The organism is Methylobacterium sp. Leaf399, from assembly GCF_001424525.1.
Taxonomy (GTDB): domain Bacteria; phylum Pseudomonadota; class Alphaproteobacteria; order Rhizobiales; family Beijerinckiaceae; genus Methylobacterium.
In genome coordinates, this window is record NZ_LMQK01000033.1 from 38,197 (window position 1) to 57,622 (window position 19,426).

The 19,426-nt window shown below is 69.1% G+C and carries 23 protein-coding genes, 2 tRNA genes and 1 pseudogene; 11 read left to right on the forward strand and 15 right to left on the reverse strand.

Annotated elements, in window-relative coordinates; all coding sequences use genetic code 11:
* Positions 1-127: 127 nt before the first annotated feature.
* Positions 128-203, forward strand: a tRNA-Glu gene (locus ASG40_RS17545).
* Positions 204-584: 381 nt separating this feature from the next.
* Here the strand turns inward: ASG40_RS17545 and ASG40_RS17550 are convergent.
* On the reverse strand, positions 585-1,196 hold the full coding sequence (locus tag ASG40_RS17550; RefSeq protein WP_082494620.1) for a PepSY domain-containing protein: 612 nt from the start codon (positions 1,194-1,196) through the stop codon (positions 585-587).
* Between the two features lie 244 nt (positions 1,197-1,440).
* Between ASG40_RS17550 and ASG40_RS21375 the strand changes: the two are divergent.
* Positions 1,441-1,554: pseudogene (locus ASG40_RS21375) on the forward strand (IS5/IS1182 family transposase); the annotation flags it as partial.
* Between the two features lie 451 nt (positions 1,555-2,005).
* Here the strand turns inward: ASG40_RS21375 and ASG40_RS17555 are convergent.
* Positions 2,006-2,860, reverse strand: a complete 855-nt coding sequence (locus ASG40_RS17555; RefSeq protein ID WP_055888965.1) for a glycoside hydrolase family 25 protein — start codon at positions 2,858-2,860, stop codon at positions 2,006-2,008.
* 166 nt (positions 2,861-3,026) lie between these two features.
* Between ASG40_RS17555 and ASG40_RS17560 the strand changes: the two genes are divergently transcribed.
* The 3 genes from ASG40_RS17560 to ASG40_RS17570 all read left to right on the forward strand — a co-directional run bounded on the left by ASG40_RS17560 (position 3,027) and on the right by ASG40_RS17570 (position 5,551).
* Positions 3,027-3,470, forward strand: coding sequence for a DUF488 domain-containing protein (locus ASG40_RS17560; protein WP_055888967.1), 444 nt, complete (start codon positions 3,027-3,029; stop codon positions 3,468-3,470).
* Positions 3,471-3,618: 148 nt separating this feature from the next.
* The gene (locus ASG40_RS17565) at positions 3,619-4,347 is read left to right on the forward strand and encodes a LuxR family transcriptional regulator (RefSeq protein WP_055888613.1); all 729 of its coding nucleotides are present in this window, start codon (positions 3,619-3,621) and stop codon (positions 4,345-4,347) included.
* A gap of 73 nt (positions 4,348-4,420) precedes the next feature.
* Complete coding sequence (locus ASG40_RS17570) at positions 4,421-5,551, forward strand: hypothetical protein (RefSeq protein ID WP_055888615.1); 1,131 nt, start codon at positions 4,421-4,423, stop codon at positions 5,549-5,551.
* Positions 5,552-5,564: 13 nt separating this feature from the next.
* Here ASG40_RS17570 and tgt read toward each other — a convergent pair whose 3' ends face one another.
* Positions 5,565-6,701, reverse strand: coding sequence for a tRNA guanosine(34) transglycosylase Tgt (gene tgt / locus ASG40_RS17575; RefSeq protein ID WP_443136632.1), 1,137 nt, complete (start codon positions 6,699-6,701; stop codon positions 5,565-5,567).
* Between the two features lie 61 nt (positions 6,702-6,762).
* Positions 6,763-7,833: a tRNA preQ1(34) S-adenosylmethionine ribosyltransferase-isomerase QueA gene (gene queA / locus ASG40_RS17580; RefSeq protein WP_055888619.1), complete on the reverse strand. Its 1,071-nt coding sequence runs from the start codon at positions 7,831-7,833 to the stop codon at positions 6,763-6,765.
* Positions 7,834-8,084: 251 nt separating this feature from the next.
* Here queA and ASG40_RS17585 point away from each other — a divergent pair, with 251 nt between their 5' ends.
* From ASG40_RS17585 to ASG40_RS17595, 3 genes are all read left to right on the forward strand, one after another.
* Positions 8,085-8,333 (forward strand): hypothetical protein, encoded by a 249-nt coding sequence (locus ASG40_RS17585; RefSeq protein ID WP_055888622.1) that lies wholly within the window; start codon positions 8,085-8,087, stop codon positions 8,331-8,333.
* Positions 8,330-8,611, forward strand: coding sequence for a hypothetical protein (locus ASG40_RS17590; protein WP_443136633.1), 282 nt, complete (start codon positions 8,330-8,332; stop codon positions 8,609-8,611). Before ASG40_RS17585 ends, ASG40_RS17590 begins: the two co-directional genes overlap by 4 nt.
* Positions 8,612-8,746: 135 nt before the next feature.
* Positions 8,747-9,634, forward strand: coding sequence for a cation diffusion facilitator family transporter (locus ASG40_RS17595; protein WP_055888624.1), 888 nt, complete (start codon positions 8,747-8,749; stop codon positions 9,632-9,634).
* Between the two features lie 75 nt (positions 9,635-9,709).
* Here the strand turns inward: ASG40_RS17595 and ASG40_RS17600 are convergent, their stop codons facing one another.
* Positions 9,710-11,695, reverse strand: coding sequence for a calcium-binding protein (locus ASG40_RS17600; RefSeq protein ID WP_055888626.1), 1,986 nt, complete (start codon positions 11,693-11,695; stop codon positions 9,710-9,712).
* 331 nt (positions 11,696-12,026) lie between these two features.
* The gene (lipB, locus tag ASG40_RS17605; RefSeq protein ID WP_244475601.1) at positions 12,027-12,728 is read right to left on the reverse strand and encodes a lipoyl(octanoyl) transferase LipB; all 702 of its coding nucleotides are present in this window, start codon (positions 12,726-12,728) and stop codon (positions 12,027-12,029) included.
* 93 nt (positions 12,729-12,821) lie between these two features.
* On the opposite strand from lipB, the gene ASG40_RS17610 reads away from it, so the two are divergent.
* Together ASG40_RS17610 and ASG40_RS17615 are read left to right on the forward strand one after the other, a co-directional pair.
* Positions 12,822-13,127 carry a FliM/FliN family flagellar motor switch protein gene (locus ASG40_RS17610; RefSeq protein ID WP_055888628.1) on the forward strand — a complete coding sequence of 102 codons (306 nt, stop codon included), beginning with the start codon at positions 12,822-12,824 and terminating at the stop codon, positions 13,125-13,127.
* 231 nt (positions 13,128-13,358) lie between these two features.
* Positions 13,359-13,443, forward strand: a tRNA-Leu gene (locus ASG40_RS17615).
* 88 nt (positions 13,444-13,531) lie between these two features.
* Here the strand turns inward: ASG40_RS17615 and ASG40_RS17620 are convergent.
* Complete coding sequence (locus ASG40_RS17620) at positions 13,532-14,566, reverse strand: tyrosine-type recombinase/integrase (RefSeq protein ID WP_055888631.1); 1,035 nt, start codon at positions 14,564-14,566, stop codon at positions 13,532-13,534.
* 257 nt (positions 14,567-14,823) lie between these two features.
* Positions 14,824-15,141, reverse strand: a complete 318-nt coding sequence (locus ASG40_RS17630; protein ID WP_055888636.1) for a hypothetical protein — start codon at positions 15,139-15,141, stop codon at positions 14,824-14,826.
* Between the two features lie 107 nt (positions 15,142-15,248).
* On the opposite strand from ASG40_RS17630, the gene ASG40_RS20795 reads away from it, so the two are divergent.
* Positions 15,249-15,461 carry a hypothetical protein gene (locus ASG40_RS20795; RefSeq protein ID WP_082494621.1) on the forward strand — a complete coding sequence of 71 codons (213 nt, stop codon included), beginning with the start codon at positions 15,249-15,251 and terminating at the stop codon, positions 15,459-15,461.
* A 287-nt stretch (positions 15,462-15,748) separates the two neighbouring features.
* Here ASG40_RS20795 and ASG40_RS17635 read toward each other — a convergent pair whose 3' ends face one another.
* From ASG40_RS17635 to ASG40_RS17665, 7 genes are read right to left on the reverse strand one after another with little or no spacing between them, the layout of a single operon-like run.
* Positions 15,749-16,141, reverse strand: a complete 393-nt coding sequence (locus tag ASG40_RS17635; protein WP_055888638.1) for a helix-turn-helix domain-containing protein — start codon at positions 16,139-16,141, stop codon at positions 15,749-15,751.
* 43 nt (positions 16,142-16,184) lie between these two features.
* On the reverse strand, positions 16,185-17,348 hold the full coding sequence (locus tag ASG40_RS17640; protein ID WP_082494623.1) for an AAA family ATPase: 1,164 nt from the start codon (positions 17,346-17,348) through the stop codon (positions 16,185-16,187).
* Positions 17,234-18,208, reverse strand: a complete 975-nt coding sequence (locus ASG40_RS17645) for a PD-(D/E)XK nuclease-like domain-containing protein (RefSeq protein ID WP_055888974.1) — start codon at positions 18,206-18,208, stop codon at positions 17,234-17,236. Before ASG40_RS17645 ends, ASG40_RS17640 begins: the two co-directional genes overlap by 115 nt.
* A gap of 5 nt (positions 18,209-18,213) precedes the next feature.
* The gene (locus ASG40_RS17650) at positions 18,214-18,516 is read right to left on the reverse strand and encodes a hypothetical protein (protein WP_055888641.1); all 303 of its coding nucleotides are present in this window, start codon (positions 18,514-18,516) and stop codon (positions 18,214-18,216) included.
* Entirely contained in the window at positions 18,513-18,746 is a 234-nt protein-coding gene (locus ASG40_RS17655) for a hypothetical protein (protein ID WP_055888643.1), read from the reverse strand. Before ASG40_RS17655 ends, ASG40_RS17650 begins: the two co-directional genes overlap by 4 nt.
* On the reverse strand, positions 18,746-18,934 hold the full coding sequence (locus ASG40_RS17660) for a hypothetical protein (protein ID WP_055888645.1): 189 nt from the start codon (positions 18,932-18,934) through the stop codon (positions 18,746-18,748). Before ASG40_RS17660 ends, ASG40_RS17655 begins: the two co-directional genes overlap by 1 nt.
* Positions 18,934-19,299, reverse strand: coding sequence for a hypothetical protein (locus ASG40_RS17665; protein WP_055888647.1), 366 nt, complete (start codon positions 19,297-19,299; stop codon positions 18,934-18,936). The genes ASG40_RS17660 and ASG40_RS17665 overlap by 1 nt, the downstream gene beginning before the upstream one ends.
* Positions 19,300-19,426 lie beyond the last annotated feature (127 nt).

The window sequence follows — 19,426 nt, forward strand, 5'->3', positions numbered from 1 at the left end:
GCGAGCGGCGCCAATGCGCCTCGTCGTTCGGCAACGTCCCGGTCCGCGCCCCCGTCGCCGCACAACAACCGACGAGGAGCGTTGCACAGCGCGACGAACCCCCCTATAGAACCCTCGCCCGACCAAAGCGCCCTTCGTCTAGCGGTCCAGGACGTCGCCCTTTCACGGCGAAAACACGGGTTCGATTCCCGTAGGGCGCGCCAACTAAATCACCGCCTTGGGTCGTGGTTTGGACGTGGTTTCACAGAGACGTCTCACTTAGCACTGTGTGCCAAACGGTGGGCCGGAGGATTTCCCGCAACCCACGATCGCAGACGTTCGTCAGGAACAGACTGAGATTCCCGTTTTGGTGCGACGCCTCCACGACGTACTTGATGCTCGGCTAATTGTCGTCCGACATCACAGTCACGAGCCAAGTTGCGTACCGGCTCACCTGTGAGATTGACGACCCACCCCGCCGGCCCGTGATCAGATCGGGCGGCGGGGAGGCCTTGTTCGTCAGCTTTCGTGGTCTCTGTCGGAGCCCGTGAGCAGGCTCAGAAGAGGGTGGCTTCGCCAGCTAAGGTGAAACCGTCACGACGGGGTCAGTCGACAACCTTGCCGTCCGCGCCAACCTTGACGGTCTGCTCGTTGTCGGCGCCCGCCACCTTGATCTCGTACTGTACCGCAGAGCCGTCCTTGGACACGTCAGCCTCGAAGGCCTTGCCGCCAGGCACCTTCTGCTCGGCGATCGCCAGCGCGTCCTTGAGCGTGGTCTTGGCATTCTGGAAATCGGCAGGCTTTAAACGGGTGAAGTACCGCTCGATCGGCTGGTTCTCGGTCTTGTAAACCTCGCCCGTGTCGGCGTTGATGTAGTGCTCGACGAGCTTGCCGCTCGGGTAGACCACTTTGATCTCGTAATGCGCCGGGTCCTTGCCCTCGACGTTCTCGAAGTCGGCGTCGATGGCACGGCCGCCTTTCTCCTCGCCCTTGCCCTCGGCAGCCATCAGCGCCTTCGTCAGGCTGACCTTGGCCACCTTCGCAGCCTGCCATTCCTTCATGTCACCATTGGTCCGCATGGCAGGTGCGTTGGTGGCTCCTCCAGCAGTCGATGGCGTACCCGGCGTGGGCGCGGGAGCCGGGGCGGTGGTCTGAGCCAGGGCAAGACCGGTGCCGAGTGCGAGTAGACCGGCGGTAGCGGCAAAACGCTTCAACATGCTGGTATCCATCTTCCATGTGATAGTGAGCCGAAGCCCGGGCAAAGAACGCGGTTCTGCGGATTGCGTTCACTGCAAGTGGCGGGGCTTGTCGGAAACGCGAACGTGCCTTCGTTCGCAGATCGCCAGCCATCCCTGATCCAAAAGGCCCTTCGCCGCGCGCTTCCCATGGGGAGGCGGGGGCGATAGCACTCGGAGCGCCGGACAGAATGGCACCGAGCGGAGTTTTGAGTTTTCGTTTGGCATGACCGGACCGCGTCTTCCCGATGATCTCGGGGATGAGATCGCTCCGCTTCTTCCACCGCCTCGGCCCCGTCCGAAGGGTGGGCGTCGTCAGATCGAGAACCGGGCCGCACTTGCGTTGGCCAGACGTCGTAGGTCCTGCGCGATCCGGCTTGGCACGGACCGGTTCCGCCGGGTGATCCCGAAGGACCTCAGGCCACTCCCGCCGCCCCCGTGGACAGACAGGGTAAGAGCGGCCGACGAACTTGCGTGATCGCTCGCGGAGGATGAGGTGGAACGGTCTGCCGGCGAGGGGCGACGTCAGCCCGGTGAGCGTGCCGACGGCAACGGTCGAGAGCCACCCGTCGGCACGATGCGCCACGGCTCGTGCGAGGCCGACGGGATCGCGATTTTCTCAGCGGACAGCCACTGCGCTTCGGCAAGGCAACCGCCTCGCGTTTGAACGCAGGTGCGAGCGCGCTCATAACCATGTCCAGCCGATCACGTCGCGATGCCGACATGGGCTTCGCTCAGGCGCCGTGCGGGCCCGGTGATACAATTCCCGCTTGATTCAAGCGGAAACCGTCTCACTTGTTCGTGCAGAGGCCCTGCGGCGAGAGGCGGTGATGATCGCGCGGATCGCAGTCGGTGGAGAGAAACGACGCCCATTCGGCCGTAGTCCCGTAGAAGGCGTTCCGGTCGACGTCGCCGCGCACGCCCGGCACCCGGCCCGTCGACGTGAACTGCCACAGCATCCACTTGCGCCGGGCATAGCGCTGCTCGGGCTCGGCCGCGGTGGAGCGGACCCAATGGGGATAGTCCGGCAGCTCGTTCTCGAGCACGTCCTTGTGGAAGGTGATGTCGGTGTAGATGATCGGGCGCTTGCCGGTGTACCGCTCCATCTCGTCGAGCATGTACTGCACCATCGCGAGCGCCTGCGCCTTAGGCAGCTTCTTTGGGCAGAGCTGGGAATGGCCGTTCCACTCCACGTCGAGGACGGGGGGGAGGGCGGTGGGGTCGTTGGGCACGTTCTTCTTGAACCACGCCATCTGGTCCTGCGCCGAGCGGCACCAGAACACGAAGTGGTAGGCCCCGCGCGGCACGCCGGCCTGCGCCGCTCCGTCCCAGTTCTCGCGGAACCGCTCGTCGACGTGGTCGCCGCCCTCGGTGGCCTTGATGAAGGCGAACTGGGTGCCGGCCTTGCGCACCGAGGCCCAATCGACCCGGCCCTGCCACTTCGAGATGTCGATGCCCTGGATCGGGTGGCTCTTGGCGCGGGCGACGCCGGGGTGGGGCTTCACGTCGCCCTTGTCGGGATAGAAGTCCGTGGTGCCGCCCGCGCAGGCCGCCAGCCCCGCCATCAGCGCGATGGCGGCGGTCCGGCGCATCCAGGCGCCAGGGCGGCGACCCGTCGTCGAGGGGCGCTCGTTCGTCAGAGACATCGAACCCACGTCCATCACCCTACGCGCCACGCACTTCGATCATGCAAACACCTGGATCATGGATGCCCGAGCGCAGTTAACAGACGTTTGCCGAGATTGAGGCAGATTTCCGGAAGCCGTTGTCTGTGAGCAACGTGTGGACACCGCCCCCCGCATGGATCGCACGATGACGCGGACCCTCTTCACGATCGGCTACGAAGGGCTCGACCCCGAGCGCCTGCGCGCCGCCCTCACAGGGGCCGGCGTCACCCGCCTCGCCGACGTCCGGGCGGTGGCCAATTCGCGCAAGCGCGGCTTCGCGAAGACGGCGCTCGCCGCCTTCCTCGAGGACGGCGGCGTCTCCTACGATCACCTCCGGGCACTGGGTACGCCCAAGGCCGGCCGGCAGGCCGCCCGGGCCCACGATGCCGGCCTCATGCGCAGGATCTATTGCGAGGCGGTGCTCGACACCGGCGACGGCGGCCTCGCCCTCGACGCCCTGGCCGACCTGGCGGCACGGGGACCGACCTGCCTCCTGTGCTTCGAGCGCGAGCCGGAGCGCTGCCATCGTCGCATCCTGGCCGAGCGCCTCGCCGAACGGGGCTTCGCGGTGGTCGACCTGTTCGGTTGAAGGACCGGCGACGACCACTTGTATGGCGCTTGCGCAGGCAGGATCGCAGCGGGCGATACCGGTCCGTTTTATCGACCTGAGATCATTGACAATGACTCTACGTCATATCTCTCTGTGACGATTGCGGACGGCGGGCGGAGTGACGGGGATGACGCGCAAATCCCTGGATCACACCCTCAGTTTCCTGCGCTCCCTGGACCGCACGGCCAGCAGCGGCGACGTGGCGGATCTTCTCCTGGCGGAACTGTCCGACCTCGGCGTCACCCACGTGATGGCCGCGACGGTGCCGACACCGGGCACGCCGGCCCGGCAACACCAGAACCACGTCCTGCTCAACACCTTCCCCAGCGAATGGGGCCGGCGTTATCTCTCGCGGGGCTATGCCTTCCACGATCCCACCGTCCGGCGCCTGGGGACGAGCGCGATCCCCTTCGCCTGGGGCGACGTGCGCGCGGCCACCGATGACGCGACCGCCTGTCGCGTGATGGACGAAGCCGCAGAGTTCGACCTTCGCGAAGGCCTGACGATCCCGCTCCAGACCCTGGACGGGGAGATCGCAGGCTTCAGCGTCTCGGGCGAGCGGCTCGGGATCGACCCGATCGACCGGGGCATGCTCCAGCTCGTGGCCACCTATGCCTTCGGGCACCTGCTGCTGCTCAACGGGCAGGGGCTCGCCGCGCCGGTGCGGCTGGCCCCGCGCGAGCGCGAGGCCCTGCAGTGGGCCGCGGAGGGCAAGACGGATTGGGAGATCGGCGAGGTCATGGGCATCTCGACCCACGGCGTCGATTTCCACCTGCGCTCGGCCCGCAGCAAGCTCGGGACCACCAACCGCACCCAGGCCGTCGCCATGGCCCTGCGCCGCGGCCTCATCATCTGACGGCCGGCGGGACAGCGCGCGACGAGGGCGGCCGCCCCGCCGTCGCCATCATCTCGTGGGAGCGGCGGGCCCGATGAGGCTCGATCACGACCCGACGGCGCGGGACAGCGCCTGGCGCCGCTTCGCCGTCGCCTTCGCGCTCGGCAGCCTCGTGCTCGGCGCCGGCGCCATCGGCTTCGTCGCGGCGACCGATCCCTACGGCCTGCGCGCCGCACCCGGGCGGGCGCCCGGCTCGCTCATGGATTCCAACCAGCGCTACCTCTATCCGCAGATCGTGCGCGGAGGGGCCTACGACTCGGCCGTCATCGGCACCTCCACCGCCCGCCTCCTCGATCCGCGCGACCTCGACCGGGCGCTCGGCGGACGCTTCGCGAACCTCGCGATGAATGCCGCGACACCCTTCGAGCAGCGCGCGATGGCCCGCCTCGTCCTGGCGCAGGGGGCGCCGAGGACGATGCTGCTCGCCCTCGATTCGACCTGGTGCGAGGCCGATGCCGACACCCGCCTCGTGACGCCGCGCCCGTTTCCGAACTGGCTCTACGAGCCCGATCCGTCCCCCATGATGCGGCACCTCTCCGTTCTGCGGCAGGTGAACTGGCAGAGCCTCGTCACCGGGGCGGACGTGGTGCTGCACCGCATCGGCCAACGGCCCGCGCGCATCCGCAGCGACGGCTACGCCGTCTTCACCCCACCGGACGAGCACTACGACGCCGCCCGCGCCGCCCGGCACATCCACGGCGGCACCACGGCGGTGGAGGGAGCAGAGGGGGCAGAGGAACCCGGCCGGGCGCCCGAGGTCTCGCAGGCGATGCCCGCCCTCGACTGGCTCGATGCCCTCGTCGCCGCGATGCCGGCCGCGACCACCAAGCTCCTGGCCTTCATGCCCGTCCATGTGGCGGTCCAGGGCCGCCCCGGCACGGCCAGGGGCGCCCGGGAGGCGGCCTGCAAGGCGCATGTGGCCGCCATCGGCCGGCGCCGCGGCGCCACGGTGGTGGATTTCCGGATGCCGTCCCCCGTCACCACGCAGGACCGCAACTATTGGGACCCGCTGCACTACCGGCTGCCGGTGGCGGCCCGGATCGTCGAGGCCCTGGCCCGGGCCCGCACCACGGGCGCGGACGATGAGGCGGGATTCTTCCGGGTGCTCGCCCATGCTCCGGCCGAGGCGGCACCGGCCGAGCCTGCCCCAGACGGAGCCGAGTGAGGGTCGTCTCGGTTCAGGCCGCGGCCCGCTCGGCCTCGGCCCTGGCCCAGCCCTCGCGGGTCTCGGCGGCGAAATCCTGGAACCGGCCCGCGGCGACGGCGGCGCGGATGCCCGCCATCAGCTCCTGGTAGTAGGCGAGGTTGTTCCAGGTCAGCAGCATCATGCCCAGGATCTCCTCGGTGCGCACGAGGTGGTGGAGATAGGCGCGGCCGTAGTCCCGCGCCGCCGGGCAGGCGGAGGCCTCGTCCAGCGGCCGGGTGTCCTCGCCATGGCGGGCGTTGCGCAGGTTGATGCGGCCGTGGCGGGTGTAGGCGAGGCCGTGGCGCCCGGCCCGGGTCGGCATCACGCAGTCGAACATGTCGATGCCCCGCTCCACCGAGCGCAGGATGTCGTCGGGGGTGCCGACCCCCATGAGGTAGCGCGGCTTGTCCCGCGGCAGGTGCGGCTCCACCGTCTCGATCATCGCCAGCATCACGGCCTGGGGCTCGCCCACCGCCAGCCCGCCCACCGCGTAGCCCTTGAGGTCGAGGTCGACCAGCGCCCGCGCGCTCTCGACGCGCAGGGCCGGCACGTCGCCGCCCTGCACGATGCCGAACATCGCCTTGCCCTGCTGCTCGCCGAAGGCCACCCGGCAACGCTCGGCCCAGCGCAGGGACAGGTGCATGGCCTTGGCGATGGTGGCCTCGTCGGCGGGCAGGCGCACGCATTCGTCGAGCTGCATCTGGATGTCGGAGCCGAGCAGCCCCTGGATCTCGATGGAGCGTTCCGGGCTCATGTGGTGGGAGGAGCCGTCCACATGCGAGCGGAAGGTGACGCCGTGCTCGTCGAGCTTCCTGAGCGCCGACAGCGACATCACCTGGAAGCCGCCGGAATCGGTGAGGATCGGGTGCGGCCAGTTCATGAACCGGTGCAGCCCGCCCAGCCGCGCCATGCGCTCGGGGCCCGGCCGCAGCATCAGGTGGTAGGTGTTGCCGAGCACCACGTCGGCCCCAAGGTCGCGGACCTGGCCCGGGTACATCGCCTTGACGGTGGCCGCCGTGCCCACCGGCATGAAGGCCGGCGTGCGGATGGTGCCGCGCGGCATGGCGATGGCACCGGTGCGGGCGGCACCGTCGGTGGCGTCGACGCGGAAGGTGAAATGTTGCGACATCGGCGGTGTCATACGGGCAACGCGCCGACACGGGCAACGTCGGCGAGCGCAATGCCGCCCGCTATCGGGGCGCGGCGGGAAACAGCAGGCTCGAATCCCCATACGAGTAGAAGCGGTACCCGCCCGCGATGGCATGGGCGTAGGCCGCGCGCATGGTCTCCAGGCCGGAGAAGGCGCTGACCAGCATGAACAGGGTCGAGCGCGGCAGGTGGAAGTTGGTCATCAGGGCGTCCACCGCCCGGATCGGCGTGCCCGGCGTGATGAAGATGTCGGTGGGCCCCGAAAAGGCGTGGAGCACGCCCTCGGCATCGGCGGCGCTTTCCAGGAGGCGCAGGGCGGTGGTGCCCACCGCGACGACGCGGCCGCCGCCCGCGCGCACGGCGTTCAGGGCCTCCGCCGTGGCCGCGTCGAGCACGCCGATCTCGGCATGCATCCGGTGGTCGGCGGTATCCTCCGCCTTCACGGGCAGGAAGGTGCCGGCCCCGACGTGGAGCGTCACGCTGTGGCGGGCGATGCCGGCGGCATCGATCGCGGCCAGGAGCGACTGCGAGAAATGCAGGCCGGCGGTGGGTGCGGCCACCGCGCCGGGCTCGCGGGCGTAGACCGTCTGGTAGTCCACGGCGTCGCGCGCGTCGGCCGGGCGCTTGCCCGCGATGTAGGGGGGCAGCGGCAGGGTGCCGGCCAGGGCGATGGCCGCGTCGAGGTCCGGGCCGGAGGCCTCGAAGCGCAGCACCACCTCGCCGCCCTCGCCCTTCTCGACGATGCGCGCGGTCAGCGGCTCGGACGCATCGGCCCCCAAGACGAGGCGGTCGCCCACCGCCAGTCGCTTGCCCGGCCGCGCGAAGGCGCGCCAGCGGTCGGGCGCCTCACGCAGGTGGAGCATCGCCTCCATGCGCAATCCGGCCGCGTTCTCGCGGTGGCGGATGCCGTGGAGCCGGGCGGGAATCACCCGGGTGTCGTTGAAGACGAGGGCGTCGCGGGGGCTGAGCAGGCTCGCCAGGTCGCGCACGACCCGGTCCTCCGGCGGTGCCCCGGGACGCACCACGAGGAGCCGCCCCGCATCGCGTGGCTCGGGTGGCCGCAGGGCGATGCTCGCCTCCGGCAGGTCGAAATCGAACAGGTCGACGCGCATGGCGCGCCAACAGCATGGTTTGCGTGCCGGGATCAATGGCGCCCGGTTGTCGGGCGAGGCCCGACCGGGCGGTCCGCCCGTTCGGGCGGCGATCGAACAATCGGTGCCGTCCGGGAGGCATCGGGCGGGTTCGAAACCTGCGTCCAACCTTGACGTGTGGGTATTCCCATGGAACCACCGGCCCGGCCTCCTGTTCTTGCCGAGGCGTTCCGGTGCCGAATTCTTCGCCCGGCGCACGCGAGAGGACCTTCATGCCCTGGTACGCGATCCGCCCGCGCGATGCCGCCGACCCGCGCTGGCCGCTGCCGCAGAGCCCGGTGATCACGCTGAAGGCGGCCGACCCCGACGAGGCCAGGGCCCGGTTCCTCGAAGCCTATCCGAGCCGGCCGTTCGGAACGCCGGGGTCACCCGTGGCCGATGCGGGAGAGGCCGGGCTCCACGAGGACGATTCCCTCGTCATCGAACCCTGTGACGCACCCGCCGCCCCGGATCAGCCATGACGGACGCTACCATGACGGACGATCCGATGGGGCGCGAGAGGACGGCGCCCGCGCGACGGCCCAGGCCCGTCGTCAAGCGCGTGACCCTGGACGGGCAGCTCCTGTCCTATTGGGAACGCGAGGCCTTGCGCCTCGACCAGCTCGCCGCAAAGGCGAGCTGGGGCTGGATCGCGCGCGGCTACGCCCGAAAGGCGGCCCGGGCTCGGGCACAGGCCGAGCGCAGCCGTGCGCGCGAGGCCGAGCGTGCGCCGCGCGTGCCCGACGACGCGCCGTCCTGACCCACCCCATCGGATCGGGCCCTCGATAGCCCGGGCTAAACCCTGTGGGCGGCGGTTCAACCTGTGCCGTGGCCTTGGCGCGCCGGCCTGCCGTATGACGCCCCTCGTCGGCGGTTCGCCGCCCCGGAGGTTTCGTTGGACCGCACCCAAAAGGCCGCCCTGGCCAGCGCCGGCATCGGCGCGGTGGTCACGGCCCTCAAGTTCGGCGCCTTCTGGCTCACCGGCAGCCTCGCGCTCTATTCCGACGCGCTCGAGAGCATCATCAACGTGGTCGCGGCGGCGTTCGCCTTCGTCGCCCTGCGCGTGGCGGCCCGGCCGGCGGACGAGGAGCATCCGTTCGGTCACCACAAGGCCGAGTTCTTCTCGGCGGTGGTCGAAGGCGCCCTGATCATCGTCGCCGCGCTCCTGATCTTTCGCGAGGCGGTCCATGGCATCCTGGCCCCGACGCCCCTCGACGCTCCGCTCGCGGGCCTGGCGATCAATGCGCTCGCCACCGCCGTCAACCTCGTCTGGGCCACGATCCTGCTCGGCCGCGGCCGGGCCTGGCGTTCGCCCGCCCTGGTGGCCGATGCCCGCCACGTGATGGCCGACGTCGTCACCTCCGGCGGCGTGCTCCTGGGGGTCGCCCTCGTGACGGTGACGGGAGTGTTCGTCCTCGACCCGATCATCGCCGGCCTCGTCGCTCTCAACATCCTGTGGTCGGGCTGGGGCATGGTGCGCGAGTCGGTGAGCGGGCTGATGGACAAGGCGGCCCCCCCCGAGATGGTGGGCGAGATCCGCCGCCTCATCTCCGACCACGGCGCGGGCGCCCTGGAGGCGCACGACGTACGCACCCGGCACGCGGGCCAGGCCACCTTCATCGACTTCCACCTCGTGGTACCCGGCGAGATGACGGTGCAGGAGAGCCACGAGATCTGCGACCGGCTCGAGACGGTCATCGAAGGGGCGGTGCCCGGCGCGGTGGTGGTGATCCACGTCGAACCCGGCGAGCACGCCAAGGCGCGCGGGCTGCCGGTGATCTGAGCCCGAGATCCGAATCGGCCGGCGGCCGTCCTCGATCCGTCGCGGCGGAGGACGGCCGCCGGCCGGAGGATCGTCTCAGGCGAGCAGGTCGATGGCGGAAAATCCCGTGAGGAGGTTGAGGCCGTCGAGGCGCAGGACACCGGTGGCGCCGTCCGTGGCGATGCCGTTGGCATCGAGGATGAGGTAGCCGTCGCTGGCCCCGGCGACGAAGGTGTAGGACGCGCCGCCGGCGGCCGGGTTGTCGTGCGTCGTGTTGGCGTAGACCAGCAGCGCCATCTCGGCGCTGGTGACGCGGACGTCGGCGAACTCGCGGTAGTTCGCATCGTTGCCGGCGCCGTTGCCGGTCAGGATGAAGTCGAACCCGGTCTGGAAATCGGTGATCGCGTCGGCAGTGGCCGTGGTCTTGCCGGTGACGAAGGTGCCCGACAGCTCGCTGCCGAACTTGAAGCCGTCGGCCCCGGCGCCGCCGCCCAACCGGTCGATGCCCTGGCCGGCCGCGATGTAGTCGACGCCGCCGCCGCCGCGGATGACGTCGTTGCCGGCGCCGCCGTTCAGGTCGTTGAAGCCGCCGCTCGCGCGGTAGTCGATGGTGTCGTCGCCGTCGCCGCCCTTGACGATGTCCGAGCCGGCGCTGCCGGTGATGGTGTCGTTGCCCTCGTCCCCGAAGATCCGGTCGTTGCCGGCGCCACCGTCGATGATGTCGGCGCCGTCGGGGAGAAGCGGGCCGAATGCGGGGGTGGGGGAGCTCGTCCCGACATCGATCTGGGTGGCGCCATAGAGCATCGTCGACCCTCCGTAGATCGTGTCGTTGCCCGCCCCGCCCAGGATCGCGTCCATGCCGGACCCGCCCACCAGGACCTGGGCGAGGGTGGCCTGGTGGTAGTCGAGGCTGTCGCGGCCCTGGCCGCCCAGAACCGTATCGCTGCCGGCGCTGCCGGTGATGGTGTCGTCGCCCCAGTTTCCGTAGATGCGGTCGTTGCCGCCACCGCCGTCGATGACGTCGGCCCCGTCGCCGTCGTCGACGTCCTCGACGATGATGTAGCCCTGCGACGTCGTGTGGATCGATCCGCCGAAGATGAAGTTGGACCCCGCCCCGCCCAGGATGGCGTCCGCCCCCTGGTCGCCGCTGATGCGGGTTGTCCCCAACGATGCCGCATAGTCGATCGTGTCGTCCCCGGAACGGCCGTAGACCGACCCGCCGTAGGCGACCGTGCCGCCGGACTTCGCATTGCCGGTGATGGTGTCGTTGCCGTCGCCGCCGTCGACGAGGCTGGCCGAGCCGCTCAGGATGACGTCGTCGCCGGCGTCTCCGTAGAGATCGGCCCGCACGGTGGTGCTGCCGGTGTAGTCGATCCGGTCGTTGCCGTCGCCGCCGTGGACGGTATCGAGGCCGTTGGCGCCGAGGATGGTGTCGTCGCCCTGGTCGCCGTCGATGGTATTGTTTCCGGTGCCGCCGGTGACGACGTCGCCCTCGCTGCCGCCCTTCAGCACGTCGTTGCCGGCGCCGCCGTCGAGGCGGTCCGCTCCCGCGCTGCCCTCCAGGGTGTCGTTGCCGTCGCGGCCTTCGAGGATGTCGTTGCCGGCCATGCCGTAGAAGGTGTTGGCGGTGGCGTCGCCCTTGATCGTGTCGCCGCCGATGCTGCCGACGATCCGCTCGATCCCGACGAAGCGGTCGCCCGCCGCGAGGCCGGCGTTCTGCTCCTGGCGGACGAGGTCGATCACGGCGCCGGTCTTCACGGCGGCATTGGCGAAGCTGACGGTGTCGACCTCGGGCGCCGGGAACGGGAAGACCGGCGTCCCGCCGGATTTGGGCAGCTGGCCGCCGACGTAGACGTCGGCGCCGTCGGAATGGAGGAAGAGATCGTTGCCGGTGCCGCCCACGAGGCTGTCGTCGCCGGAGCCGCCCTGGAGCGTGTCGTTGCCCGCGCCCCCGTCGATGCTCACCGGGCGCGTGCCGGTGTAGCGCAAGTCGTCGTTGCGGGCGGTGCCCTGGACGACGAGCGGCGCCTTGCCCGTGAGGACGGGAGTCTTGATCGGCGTGATGGCGACTGTGGTCTTCATCGATCCCTCCTGAAGAATAGCACGCGTCGAAGACCCATTCCCACACTTGCGAGGTCGTCGTTTTTCGTGACGACAGGTCTTGATCGAATGTCTTCAGCAGTGATGTCGTCTCGGAATCTGCAAAGATGTGTCTCGACGCACGCGAACCGAGCGTCCGCCATCGAGGGTCAGGTCTGGACGGCGGCGGGACCGATCGAGACCACTGCGGGCGGTGTGGGTGAGCACATCGGTTCGAGATCGTGGGCGGCCGAACCGGCCCTCGTCGGGCACGATCGATGATTCGGGGCTCGACGGGGGGTGGGCGGGAGGGTGCTGCGATCCCCGCCTCCGGTCACCCGTCGTCGACCGTCGGCCCGAACACCGTCTCGAAGGCGGCGCGCAGGGCCATGTCGACCTCCTCCATGCTGACGAGGTGGCCGAGGTCGACGAGGCTGGTGACGCCGTGCCCGGTGATGCCGCAGGGGACGATGCCGGAGAAATGCGAGAGGTCGGGCTCCACGTTGAGGCTGATGCCGTGGAAGCTCACCCAGCGCCGGACCCGGATGCCGATGGCCGCGATCTTGTCCTCGACGCCTGCGCCCTTCTCGGGCCGCCGCACCCAGACGCCGACGCGGTCCTCGCGGACCTCGCCGCGGATGGCGAAGGCGTCGAGGGTGGCGACGATCCAGGCCTCGAGCGCCGCCACATAGGCCCTCAGGTCGGGTCGTCGCCGGTTGAGGTCGAGCATCACGTAGGCCACTCGCTGGCCAGGCCCGTGGTAGGTGTATTGCCCACCCCGCCCGGTCGTGTGGACGGGAAAGCGGCCAGGCGCGACGAGGTCGGCCTCGCGGGCCGAGGTCCCCGCCGTGTAGAGCGGCGGATGCTCGAGAAGCCACACCAGTTCCGGAGCCTCGCCCGCCGCGATGGCCGCGGCCCGGGCTTCCATGCCCGCCACGGCCTCCTCGTAGGGCACCGGCGCGTCGCCGATCCGCCACGCCACCGGGCTACCCGGGCGGGTCGGGGTGAAATCGCCGGCGCGCCGGGCCGATCGCAAGGTTTCGTTTACCAAGGCTTCACCATCGGGCGTGGACAGTCGGCGCGAAGAGCCCGCCGTTGTCCGGCCGCTCGGGCGACGGGAGACGGGCGCGTGTCGGTTCTGGAAGACCTCAAGGTCGATCTGACGGTGGTGCTCGGGCGCAGCCACATGCCGCTGCACATGCTGCTGCGCATGGGCCGGGGCGCGGTGATCGAACTCGAATCCACCGAGAGCGATATGGTCGAGATCCTGGCCAACGACCACCCGATCGCGCGAGGCCAGATCGTGGTGACCGGCAACCGCATCTCCGTCGAGATCACGCAGCTCATCCGCAAGGCCGAAGTGGTGCGGCTGCCCGGCGTCACCATCGGCGAGGGCGCCGTGCCGATCCTGGAGAGCGGCGTCGACTTTCTCTGAGGCCCGTCGCATCGTGGGCGCACCTATTCTTCGCCGTTCGTCGGTCGGGGGCCAAACGTCTGCGCCGCCAAAGGCTTGAGACCGGGCACGGCCTGATCCGGGCGTCGTTTCCGGGCCGGTCGCGAAACGGGGTGCTTGTCGGGGCGGAATCGATCTGTTATCCGCTGCGCCGCTCCACACGGAACCGCCGACGTCCTCCGGGACACAGGGACGGACCTTCGTGGCGACGATGCGGCCATGGCGGAATTGGTAGACGCGCTAGCTTGAGGTGCTAGTCCTGCAAGGGGTGGAGGTTCGAGTCCTCTTGGCCGCACCAACTTGTTTTTGTTGGTGTTTTCCCTTCGATGATCTGAAGTCGGCATGCGTGCCGACCTATGTTTTGCAAAACTTTTTGCGGACGATGTTCACTTAGCGTTTCGCCGGTGGGCATCCAGCTTGATGATGGCGCTCTGCGCCAGGGCCCGTGTTCGGGCGAGGTACACCTCCAGGATCTTATTCACGGACGCGAGGGTGTGACCCGTGATGGTCGCAATTTCCTGCGGCGTGCACCCTGCCTCTGACAGCATCGTGACCGCTGTTCCGCGCAGGTCGTGGAAGTGGAGATCCTCGGCGATCTTGGCCTTCTCGTAGGCGGACTTCCACGCGTTGTGGAAGGCGTTCTTCGTCCAGGTCTTCCCGTCCGCCTTCGTCAGTACCGTCACGGCCCGCCTGGGCGCCGCCTCGAGCGCCGTGCGCAGCGCCACCGTGCACGGGATCCACACCTTGCGCCCCGACTTGCCCTGCCGAAGCGCGATGGCCTCGCCATCGAACGCCGACCACGGCAATCTTAGAAGATCGCCCTGGCGCTGGCCGGTGTGGAGCGCCAGGAGCAGCGACAGCCTGAGCTCCGGCGTCGCTACTCCATCGAAGGCTGCGACGTGTTCGGGGAGCCAGATCAGCTCGGCCCGGTTGCTGCCGTAGGCGCGCTCGAACGTCGCAATCGGGTTATGGGTGAGGTGGCCGCGGTTGTAGCCCCACAAGAAGACCCGGGCGAGCGCGGCGAGCTTATTGTCGGCCGCACGCGGCTGCGTGCGGGCGAGCTCGTCGTGCCAGCGCAGGAAGATCGCTCGGCTCTTTGGGTTCTCGACGTGCTTGAGCGGGGTCGCCCCCCATTTTGCCTCGACGGCGTTGAGGTTGAGGCGCCCGATCGCGCGCGTGGAATCGGCGAGCTTCTCCCACTGCCGGGAGCCGCAGTACTGGCGGATCAACCACATCACCGTGCCGGTGCCACGCGCCTGGGCGACGGACCGGCCGGCCTCCTCGAACGAGGCAATGAACTCGGCGGTCCCCGGCACGCCGGTGAGGCGCTTGCCGCTGGCGCGGTGGTAGAAGTACTTCGTCGTCGAGCCATCGGCGGCTGTATGGCTCACGGTGTTGATGCCCTTGAGCTTAACCCGCATGGCCCGCCGCCCACTCCTCGAAGGATGCATCGGCACTCTCGAGAAGGCCCGAGCGGCGATCAAGGGCCCTATCGATCGCCTTGCGATCCCACCTGGTCGTCCCGGCCATGGCTCTGGGCACGATGCCTCGGCGGACCCAATCGTCGAAGGCCGCGAGGGATTCGCAGCCGCAATACTCCGCAGCCTGGTCGCGGGCGAGCCCGCGCGGAACGAGGCCGATCGGCAACGTGGTCACCCGTGCCTCCCGTTGGCCAACATCACCCGCACCCCGTCGTGGATCCGCAGGCCTGGCAGGTTAGACAGGTGCCGGCCCTGCGCATCGCGAAGCTGCCGCATGTCCCGCACGCGTCACCGGTAAAGCCGCGTGATCGTGCGATCTCGTGGGCCGGAGGCGTGCCCGCAGCCGGTGCTTGCACCGCGGGAACCGGATCTGCCTGCGCGCTCTCGAACAGGTGGGTGCGCAGGATGCGCTCGATCTCCGCAGCGGCCGACCCGAGCGCGGCCGGGTGGATGGTGCGCAGGACGGCGCCGTCGGTCACGACGATGGTCCAGGCGATGGGGGTGTCCGTAGTCATGCACGCACCTTGGGCATGCTGTTGAAGGGTCGATTGAAACCGACCGATTTCCGATACTTCCCGGTCATGGTTCTCGTGCTCCTCTCATCGGAGAGGAGATCCGAGCCATGTCGATCACGACCTCGATTACATCCGTGGGGCTGCTGAAAGCGACGGAACTGATCCAAGCGGCACGCACCGATGCGGCAATTGACCGTGAGGCTGGCCCGCGGCTCGTCTCGGTCGATATCGGGCGATCGGTGGATGCCGAGGCGCGCGAGCAAGACTCCCCTCGGCCTCTTCCAGCATCGCAGAGCCGGGTGGTCGACATTTTGGTTTGAGACGGCGCCGGTCGCGCGAACAGACCTTTCCGTCAAAGCGTTTCCTGCAAAACAGGAGCGCAGCGCATGTCGAACGAACGGAAGACTGATCCCGGATCCTTGGCGGAATCGAGCTACGATCAGAGCAAGGGTCGGCTGTCCCGTCGCCCAGAGGAAGGCCTCGCTTCCGGTCCGCAGGATTCGGTCAGCGGCGAGGTGCAAGAGACACCGGCCGAGCCGAGCGAGCGAGCCACCGAGGCTGTCGAACGAGCCCAGAAAGGGGAGGGATAGCGGGAGCGTCCCTTTCATCATGCGCTGATCGCTTTAGGTCCGTGCCCGAGGTGCACGGCGGTGCGGACGATGGCGAGCACGTTCCGGCGCAGGTCCACATCCTCGATCGCGGCGTAGGCCTTGAGTAGTTCGATGGCGCCTGCTTCGACCTTAAGGTCGAACATCTCGGACGTACCTTCCTCGCCGCCCTCGTCGAACAGGGCCGACACCGGCACTTCAAGGTGCTTGGCGATCTCGTGTAGGCGGCCGGCACCGACGCGGTTCAGGCCCTTCTCGTATTTCAGGACCTGCTGGAACGTCACGCTGATGGCGGCGCCCAAGGCCGATCGGCTGATGCCCTTGGCCTTGCGCAGTTTCATGATGCGCGTGCCGACGGTGCGATCGTCGTCAGTGGTGGCTCTCGCGGTCATGGGGTCGCTCCTCGTGGGGTGAGAATGGCGGCGGTGCACTGTGTCAGGCGGCCTCGCTGCGATCGCCGGGGAAGCTGTCGTTGGCGGCGTCGAAGTCGGATGCCCGACGCGTCAACTCGTCCAGGATCGGGAACAGTGCCGTATCGGCTCGGTCATCGAGGCCGCGGCGGAAGTCGGCGAGGGCCACGGCTCCTTGGTCTGCCGCCTCACGCGCGGCCACGTAGAGGCGTTCGCGGGCGGTCATCGGCGCTGCGCCGCCCTTCGCCCACGTTGCCAGGGCTCGGCCGACGCCCTCATCGATCCGCCTGTCCAAAGGCACGGCCGACCGATGCTGGTCTTGCAACTTGATCGGGATCGGCACGCCAGGGTTAGTCGGCGCCAGGACGAACGACGTCGTCAGCTCGTAGGGGAACCGCTTCTCGACGATGGGCACCCACCGCTCAGCGAGCGGCAGATCCTTGGCGGCGGTGATGACGGTCTTCTTGAAGGTCTTGCCGTTCCGGCCTTCCTCCCCGACCGTCTCCATGCGCATTTTCTCGTCGGCGCGCATGCAGATCACGAGATGCGCCCGGCATTGGATCAGGCGGGACACCAGGCGCTTGTGCCGAGTCTTGGGCTCCTTCCACGCGCCGATCGACGCCTTGTCGCGCGTCACGGCCTCGTCGAACCGCCATCCCTTCTCCTCGGCGGCCGCGCGGGACTTCACCACCGACTCGTCGACGATGACGTCGTGCATCTCCTGCAGGCCGCCGTCGCCGTCCCAGACGTGGGAGAAGCTGTCGACCAGGATCACCTCGAAGCCGGCGGCATCCGCGGCCGCGATCGCGTCGCGGTAGGCCTCGGGCGTGAACGGCGGGCGCAGGTCGCAGTGCTGAAAGCCGAAGACGGTCTCGGAAGGCTTCTCGCTCGGTGCCGGCGCGTAGTGCTTGCCGCGACCGCCCTCGGTGTCGACGAAGGCAATCTTGCTGTCGTCGCCGCCAGCGAGCCCGCGCGCGATCTTGAGGGCAGACAAGGTCTTGCCGCTGCCGGTCGGGCCAGCGAGACCGATGAGGAGGCCGACGCGATCGCGGACGGCCGGTGCAAAGGCGAAGGTCACGCCGCATCTCCATAGCCATAGGGACGGTGGGGGCTGGTGGCGGGGTCGTAATTCATGCTGGCGAGCTGCGGGTCGGAGACCTCGCGTTCGGTCCAGCGGTTGGCCGCCCACTCCGGGTATTCGACGCGGATGATCTCGGCCGGGTAGCCGGGCCAGACCTTCGTCTCGAGGCAGCCGTTCCAGGTCTGGATCGCGACGTCGACCTTGCGGGCGCCGATACCCATGCCGACCGCGTCGGCCTCGGCCACCGACAGGCCGTGCGGAACGTCGTTTTCGATGAAGGCCCACCGGAACCGCACGCGGCCGGCCAGGCGCGGGAGCAGCGTCTCCAAGGCCCGCACGTAGAAGGCGGCTTGTACCTCCATGCCCATCTGCTCGACGCGCCGGCCAAGGCCCTGCGGGGCGGCCGAGACGTTGCCGCTCTTCACGTCCCAGATCACCGCACCGTGGTCGTCGATCTCGACCTTGTCCATCATGATCCGAAGCCACGCGCCGGACCGGTCCCGCACCACCGCGACGACCTCGGCCTGCGCCTGGGCGAAGCCCTCGCAGCCGGGGATGAGCGCCATGCGGGTCTCGAAGCGGCCGGCCATGGCCTCGGCCTTGTCGATGTCCGGCTTCAGGATCGGCGCGTTGCCCGCGGCGTAGGCGGCGGCCCGGGCGGCCTTGGCGTCCTTCGTCCGGTAATCGTCGGCGTCGATGATGACGAGGTCCGCCCCCTGGCCGAGGATCAGCTTGTGGACCGCCGAACCGACCTCCATGACCCGGCTCGGGTCGACCTCGTCGTCGGGGGCCTTGCCCAGACGCGGGTGCTCGGCCCAAGCGTGCTCTGGACTGTGCGTCAGGAACAGCTTGGCGATCGACGACGACAGGCTCGGCTCGGGCGCCGGATCGGCGTGATAGACCTTGGCCGGCATCCGGTAGAGGCCCGGGCCGGGCACGCGGCCCTCGGTGTGCTCGATGATGTCCATGGTGTTCACTCCGCGGCGTCGGAGAGGGGGCCGGGCGAGGCCCGGCGGACGAAGGCGCGTGTCGTCCCGTGGACGGCGGCGAGATGGCGAGGATCGAGCGGTGCCTCGATGGGCGGCGCGGGGAAGCCGGCGGCGGCGTTGACGGCGGCGGCCATGAACTCGGCGAGCCACATGCGCACGGCCGGGTCGGCGAAGACGGGAAGCACTATGGCGACCGGGCGGCCCTGCGCGTCGACGATGACGGCCTCGGACGAGGACCGCACCACGTAGGGGCCGGGGAAGCCGGTGGCGGCGAGGAGGACGCTCACGGCCTAACCCTCCAGCCAAAGAGCATGGTAGCCGCCGCTAGCACCATGGCGGGGACGAGGGCGACGAGGCGGGCCACGTACCCGGCGATGGTGTGGAACGTCTCAACGGGGTCGGCCGGCGTGTCGGCACTGCCGACCATGCGGCTCGCGACGTCGACGAGGGCCCAGAGTGCGCCGAAGGTGAGTGGCGCGACTGAGAGAGCGAGGCAGGCGAGCTGGAGGTCAGTCATCACCGGCTGGCCTCCGCCTGGGCGAGCTTGGCGCGGCCGGTGTCGGTCAGGACGGGCTTGGATCGGGATCCATGGCCGATGACCCGGATCAGGGCGGATCGCTGGAACGCGGCATACTTCCTGGCAGGGGCTCGGCGTCCCTCCGCAATGGCGCGCAACGACGTGATCGTGTCGACATGGCCGATCATCACGCGGCCCTCGACAGTCCGATTTCGAACGCGTCAAGCCCGTGCTCGGCGTTGGAGTCGGCGACCGGCGCGTCCTTGGGGTCATACCGCTCCACGCCGTAGGCCTCACAAGCGGCCCAGAGGCAGCCGGGAAGGTCGGCGTTGTAGGCGTCGCGCCACCAATCGACGGCAGCATGAAGCGCGGCGCAGGTGACGTCGGCGATGGTGCCGGACACGAAGTCGACGCGATGGACTGATGCCAGCGGGAAGGGTGTTCCGTCGGCGACGCTGCGGACCGCCTGCGCGAAGCTCAGGCCGGCGCGGTCCTCCTGGTGGTACAGGCCGTCCGCCGCTTGGCAGGTGATGAGGTGAGAGACGAGAGGCACTGGCGGGACTCCATCACGAGCTGCGACGGAAATAAGCAAGCACAACTTAATTTTTCGAGCAAGCGCTTTCCATAAGTTTTGCTTACGTCAGTGGCCAAAAGAGAGAAAAAGGTCGCTGTTGATAACC

What these genes read in the sequence shown, in the direction of transcription:
- ASG40_RS17590 (WP_443136633.1), top strand. Translation starts at nt 8,330, where the DNA reads ATGACGGACGCTACCATGACGGACGATCCGATGGGGCGCGAGAGGACG.
- ASG40_RS17620 (WP_055888631.1), bottom strand. Translation starts at nt 14,566, where the DNA reads ATGCGGGTTAAGCTCAAGGGCATCAACACCGTGAGCCATACAGCCGCC.
- ASG40_RS17635 (WP_055888638.1), bottom strand. Translation starts at nt 16,141, where the DNA reads ATGACCGCGAGAGCCACCACTGACGACGATCGCACCGTCGGCACGCGC.
- ASG40_RS17565 (WP_055888613.1), top strand. Translation starts at nt 3,619, where the DNA reads ATGACGCGCAAATCCCTGGATCACACCCTCAGTTTCCTGCGCTCCCTG.
- queA (WP_055888619.1), bottom strand. Translation starts at nt 7,833, where the DNA reads ATGCGCGTCGACCTGTTCGATTTCGACCTGCCGGAGGCGAGCATCGCC.
- ASG40_RS17660 (WP_055888645.1), bottom strand. Translation starts at nt 18,934, where the DNA reads ATGATCGGCCATGTCGACACGATCACGTCGTTGCGCGCCATTGCGGAG.
- ASG40_RS17555 (WP_055888965.1), bottom strand. Translation starts at nt 2,860, where the DNA reads ATGTCTCTGACGAACGAGCGCCCCTCGACGACGGGTCGCCGCCCTGGC.
- ASG40_RS17655 (WP_055888643.1), bottom strand. Translation starts at nt 18,746, where the DNA reads ATGACTGACCTCCAGCTCGCCTGCCTCGCTCTCTCAGTCGCGCCACTC.
- ASG40_RS17570 (WP_055888615.1), top strand. Translation starts at nt 4,421, where the DNA reads ATGAGGCTCGATCACGACCCGACGGCGCGGGACAGCGCCTGGCGCCGC.
- ASG40_RS17630 (WP_055888636.1), bottom strand. Translation starts at nt 15,141, where the DNA reads ATGACTACGGACACCCCCATCGCCTGGACCATCGTCGTGACCGACGGC.
- ASG40_RS17645 (WP_055888974.1), bottom strand. Translation starts at nt 18,208, where the DNA reads ATGGACATCATCGAGCACACCGAGGGCCGCGTGCCCGGCCCGGGCCTC.
- ASG40_RS17550 (WP_082494620.1), bottom strand. Translation starts at nt 1,196, where the DNA reads ATGTTGAAGCGTTTTGCCGCTACCGCCGGTCTACTCGCACTCGGCACC.
- tgt (WP_443136632.1), bottom strand. Translation starts at nt 6,701, where the DNA reads ATGTCGCAACATTTCACCTTCCGCGTCGACGCCACCGACGGTGCCGCC.
- ASG40_RS17560 (WP_055888967.1), top strand. Translation starts at nt 3,027, where the DNA reads ATGACGCGGACCCTCTTCACGATCGGCTACGAAGGGCTCGACCCCGAG.
- ASG40_RS17600 (WP_055888626.1), bottom strand. Translation starts at nt 11,695, where the DNA reads ATGAAGACCACAGTCGCCATCACGCCGATCAAGACTCCCGTCCTCACG.
- ASG40_RS17585 (WP_055888622.1), top strand. Translation starts at nt 8,085, where the DNA reads ATGCCCTGGTACGCGATCCGCCCGCGCGATGCCGCCGACCCGCGCTGG.
- ASG40_RS20795 (WP_082494621.1), top strand. Translation starts at nt 15,249, where the DNA reads ATGTCGATCACGACCTCGATTACATCCGTGGGGCTGCTGAAAGCGACG.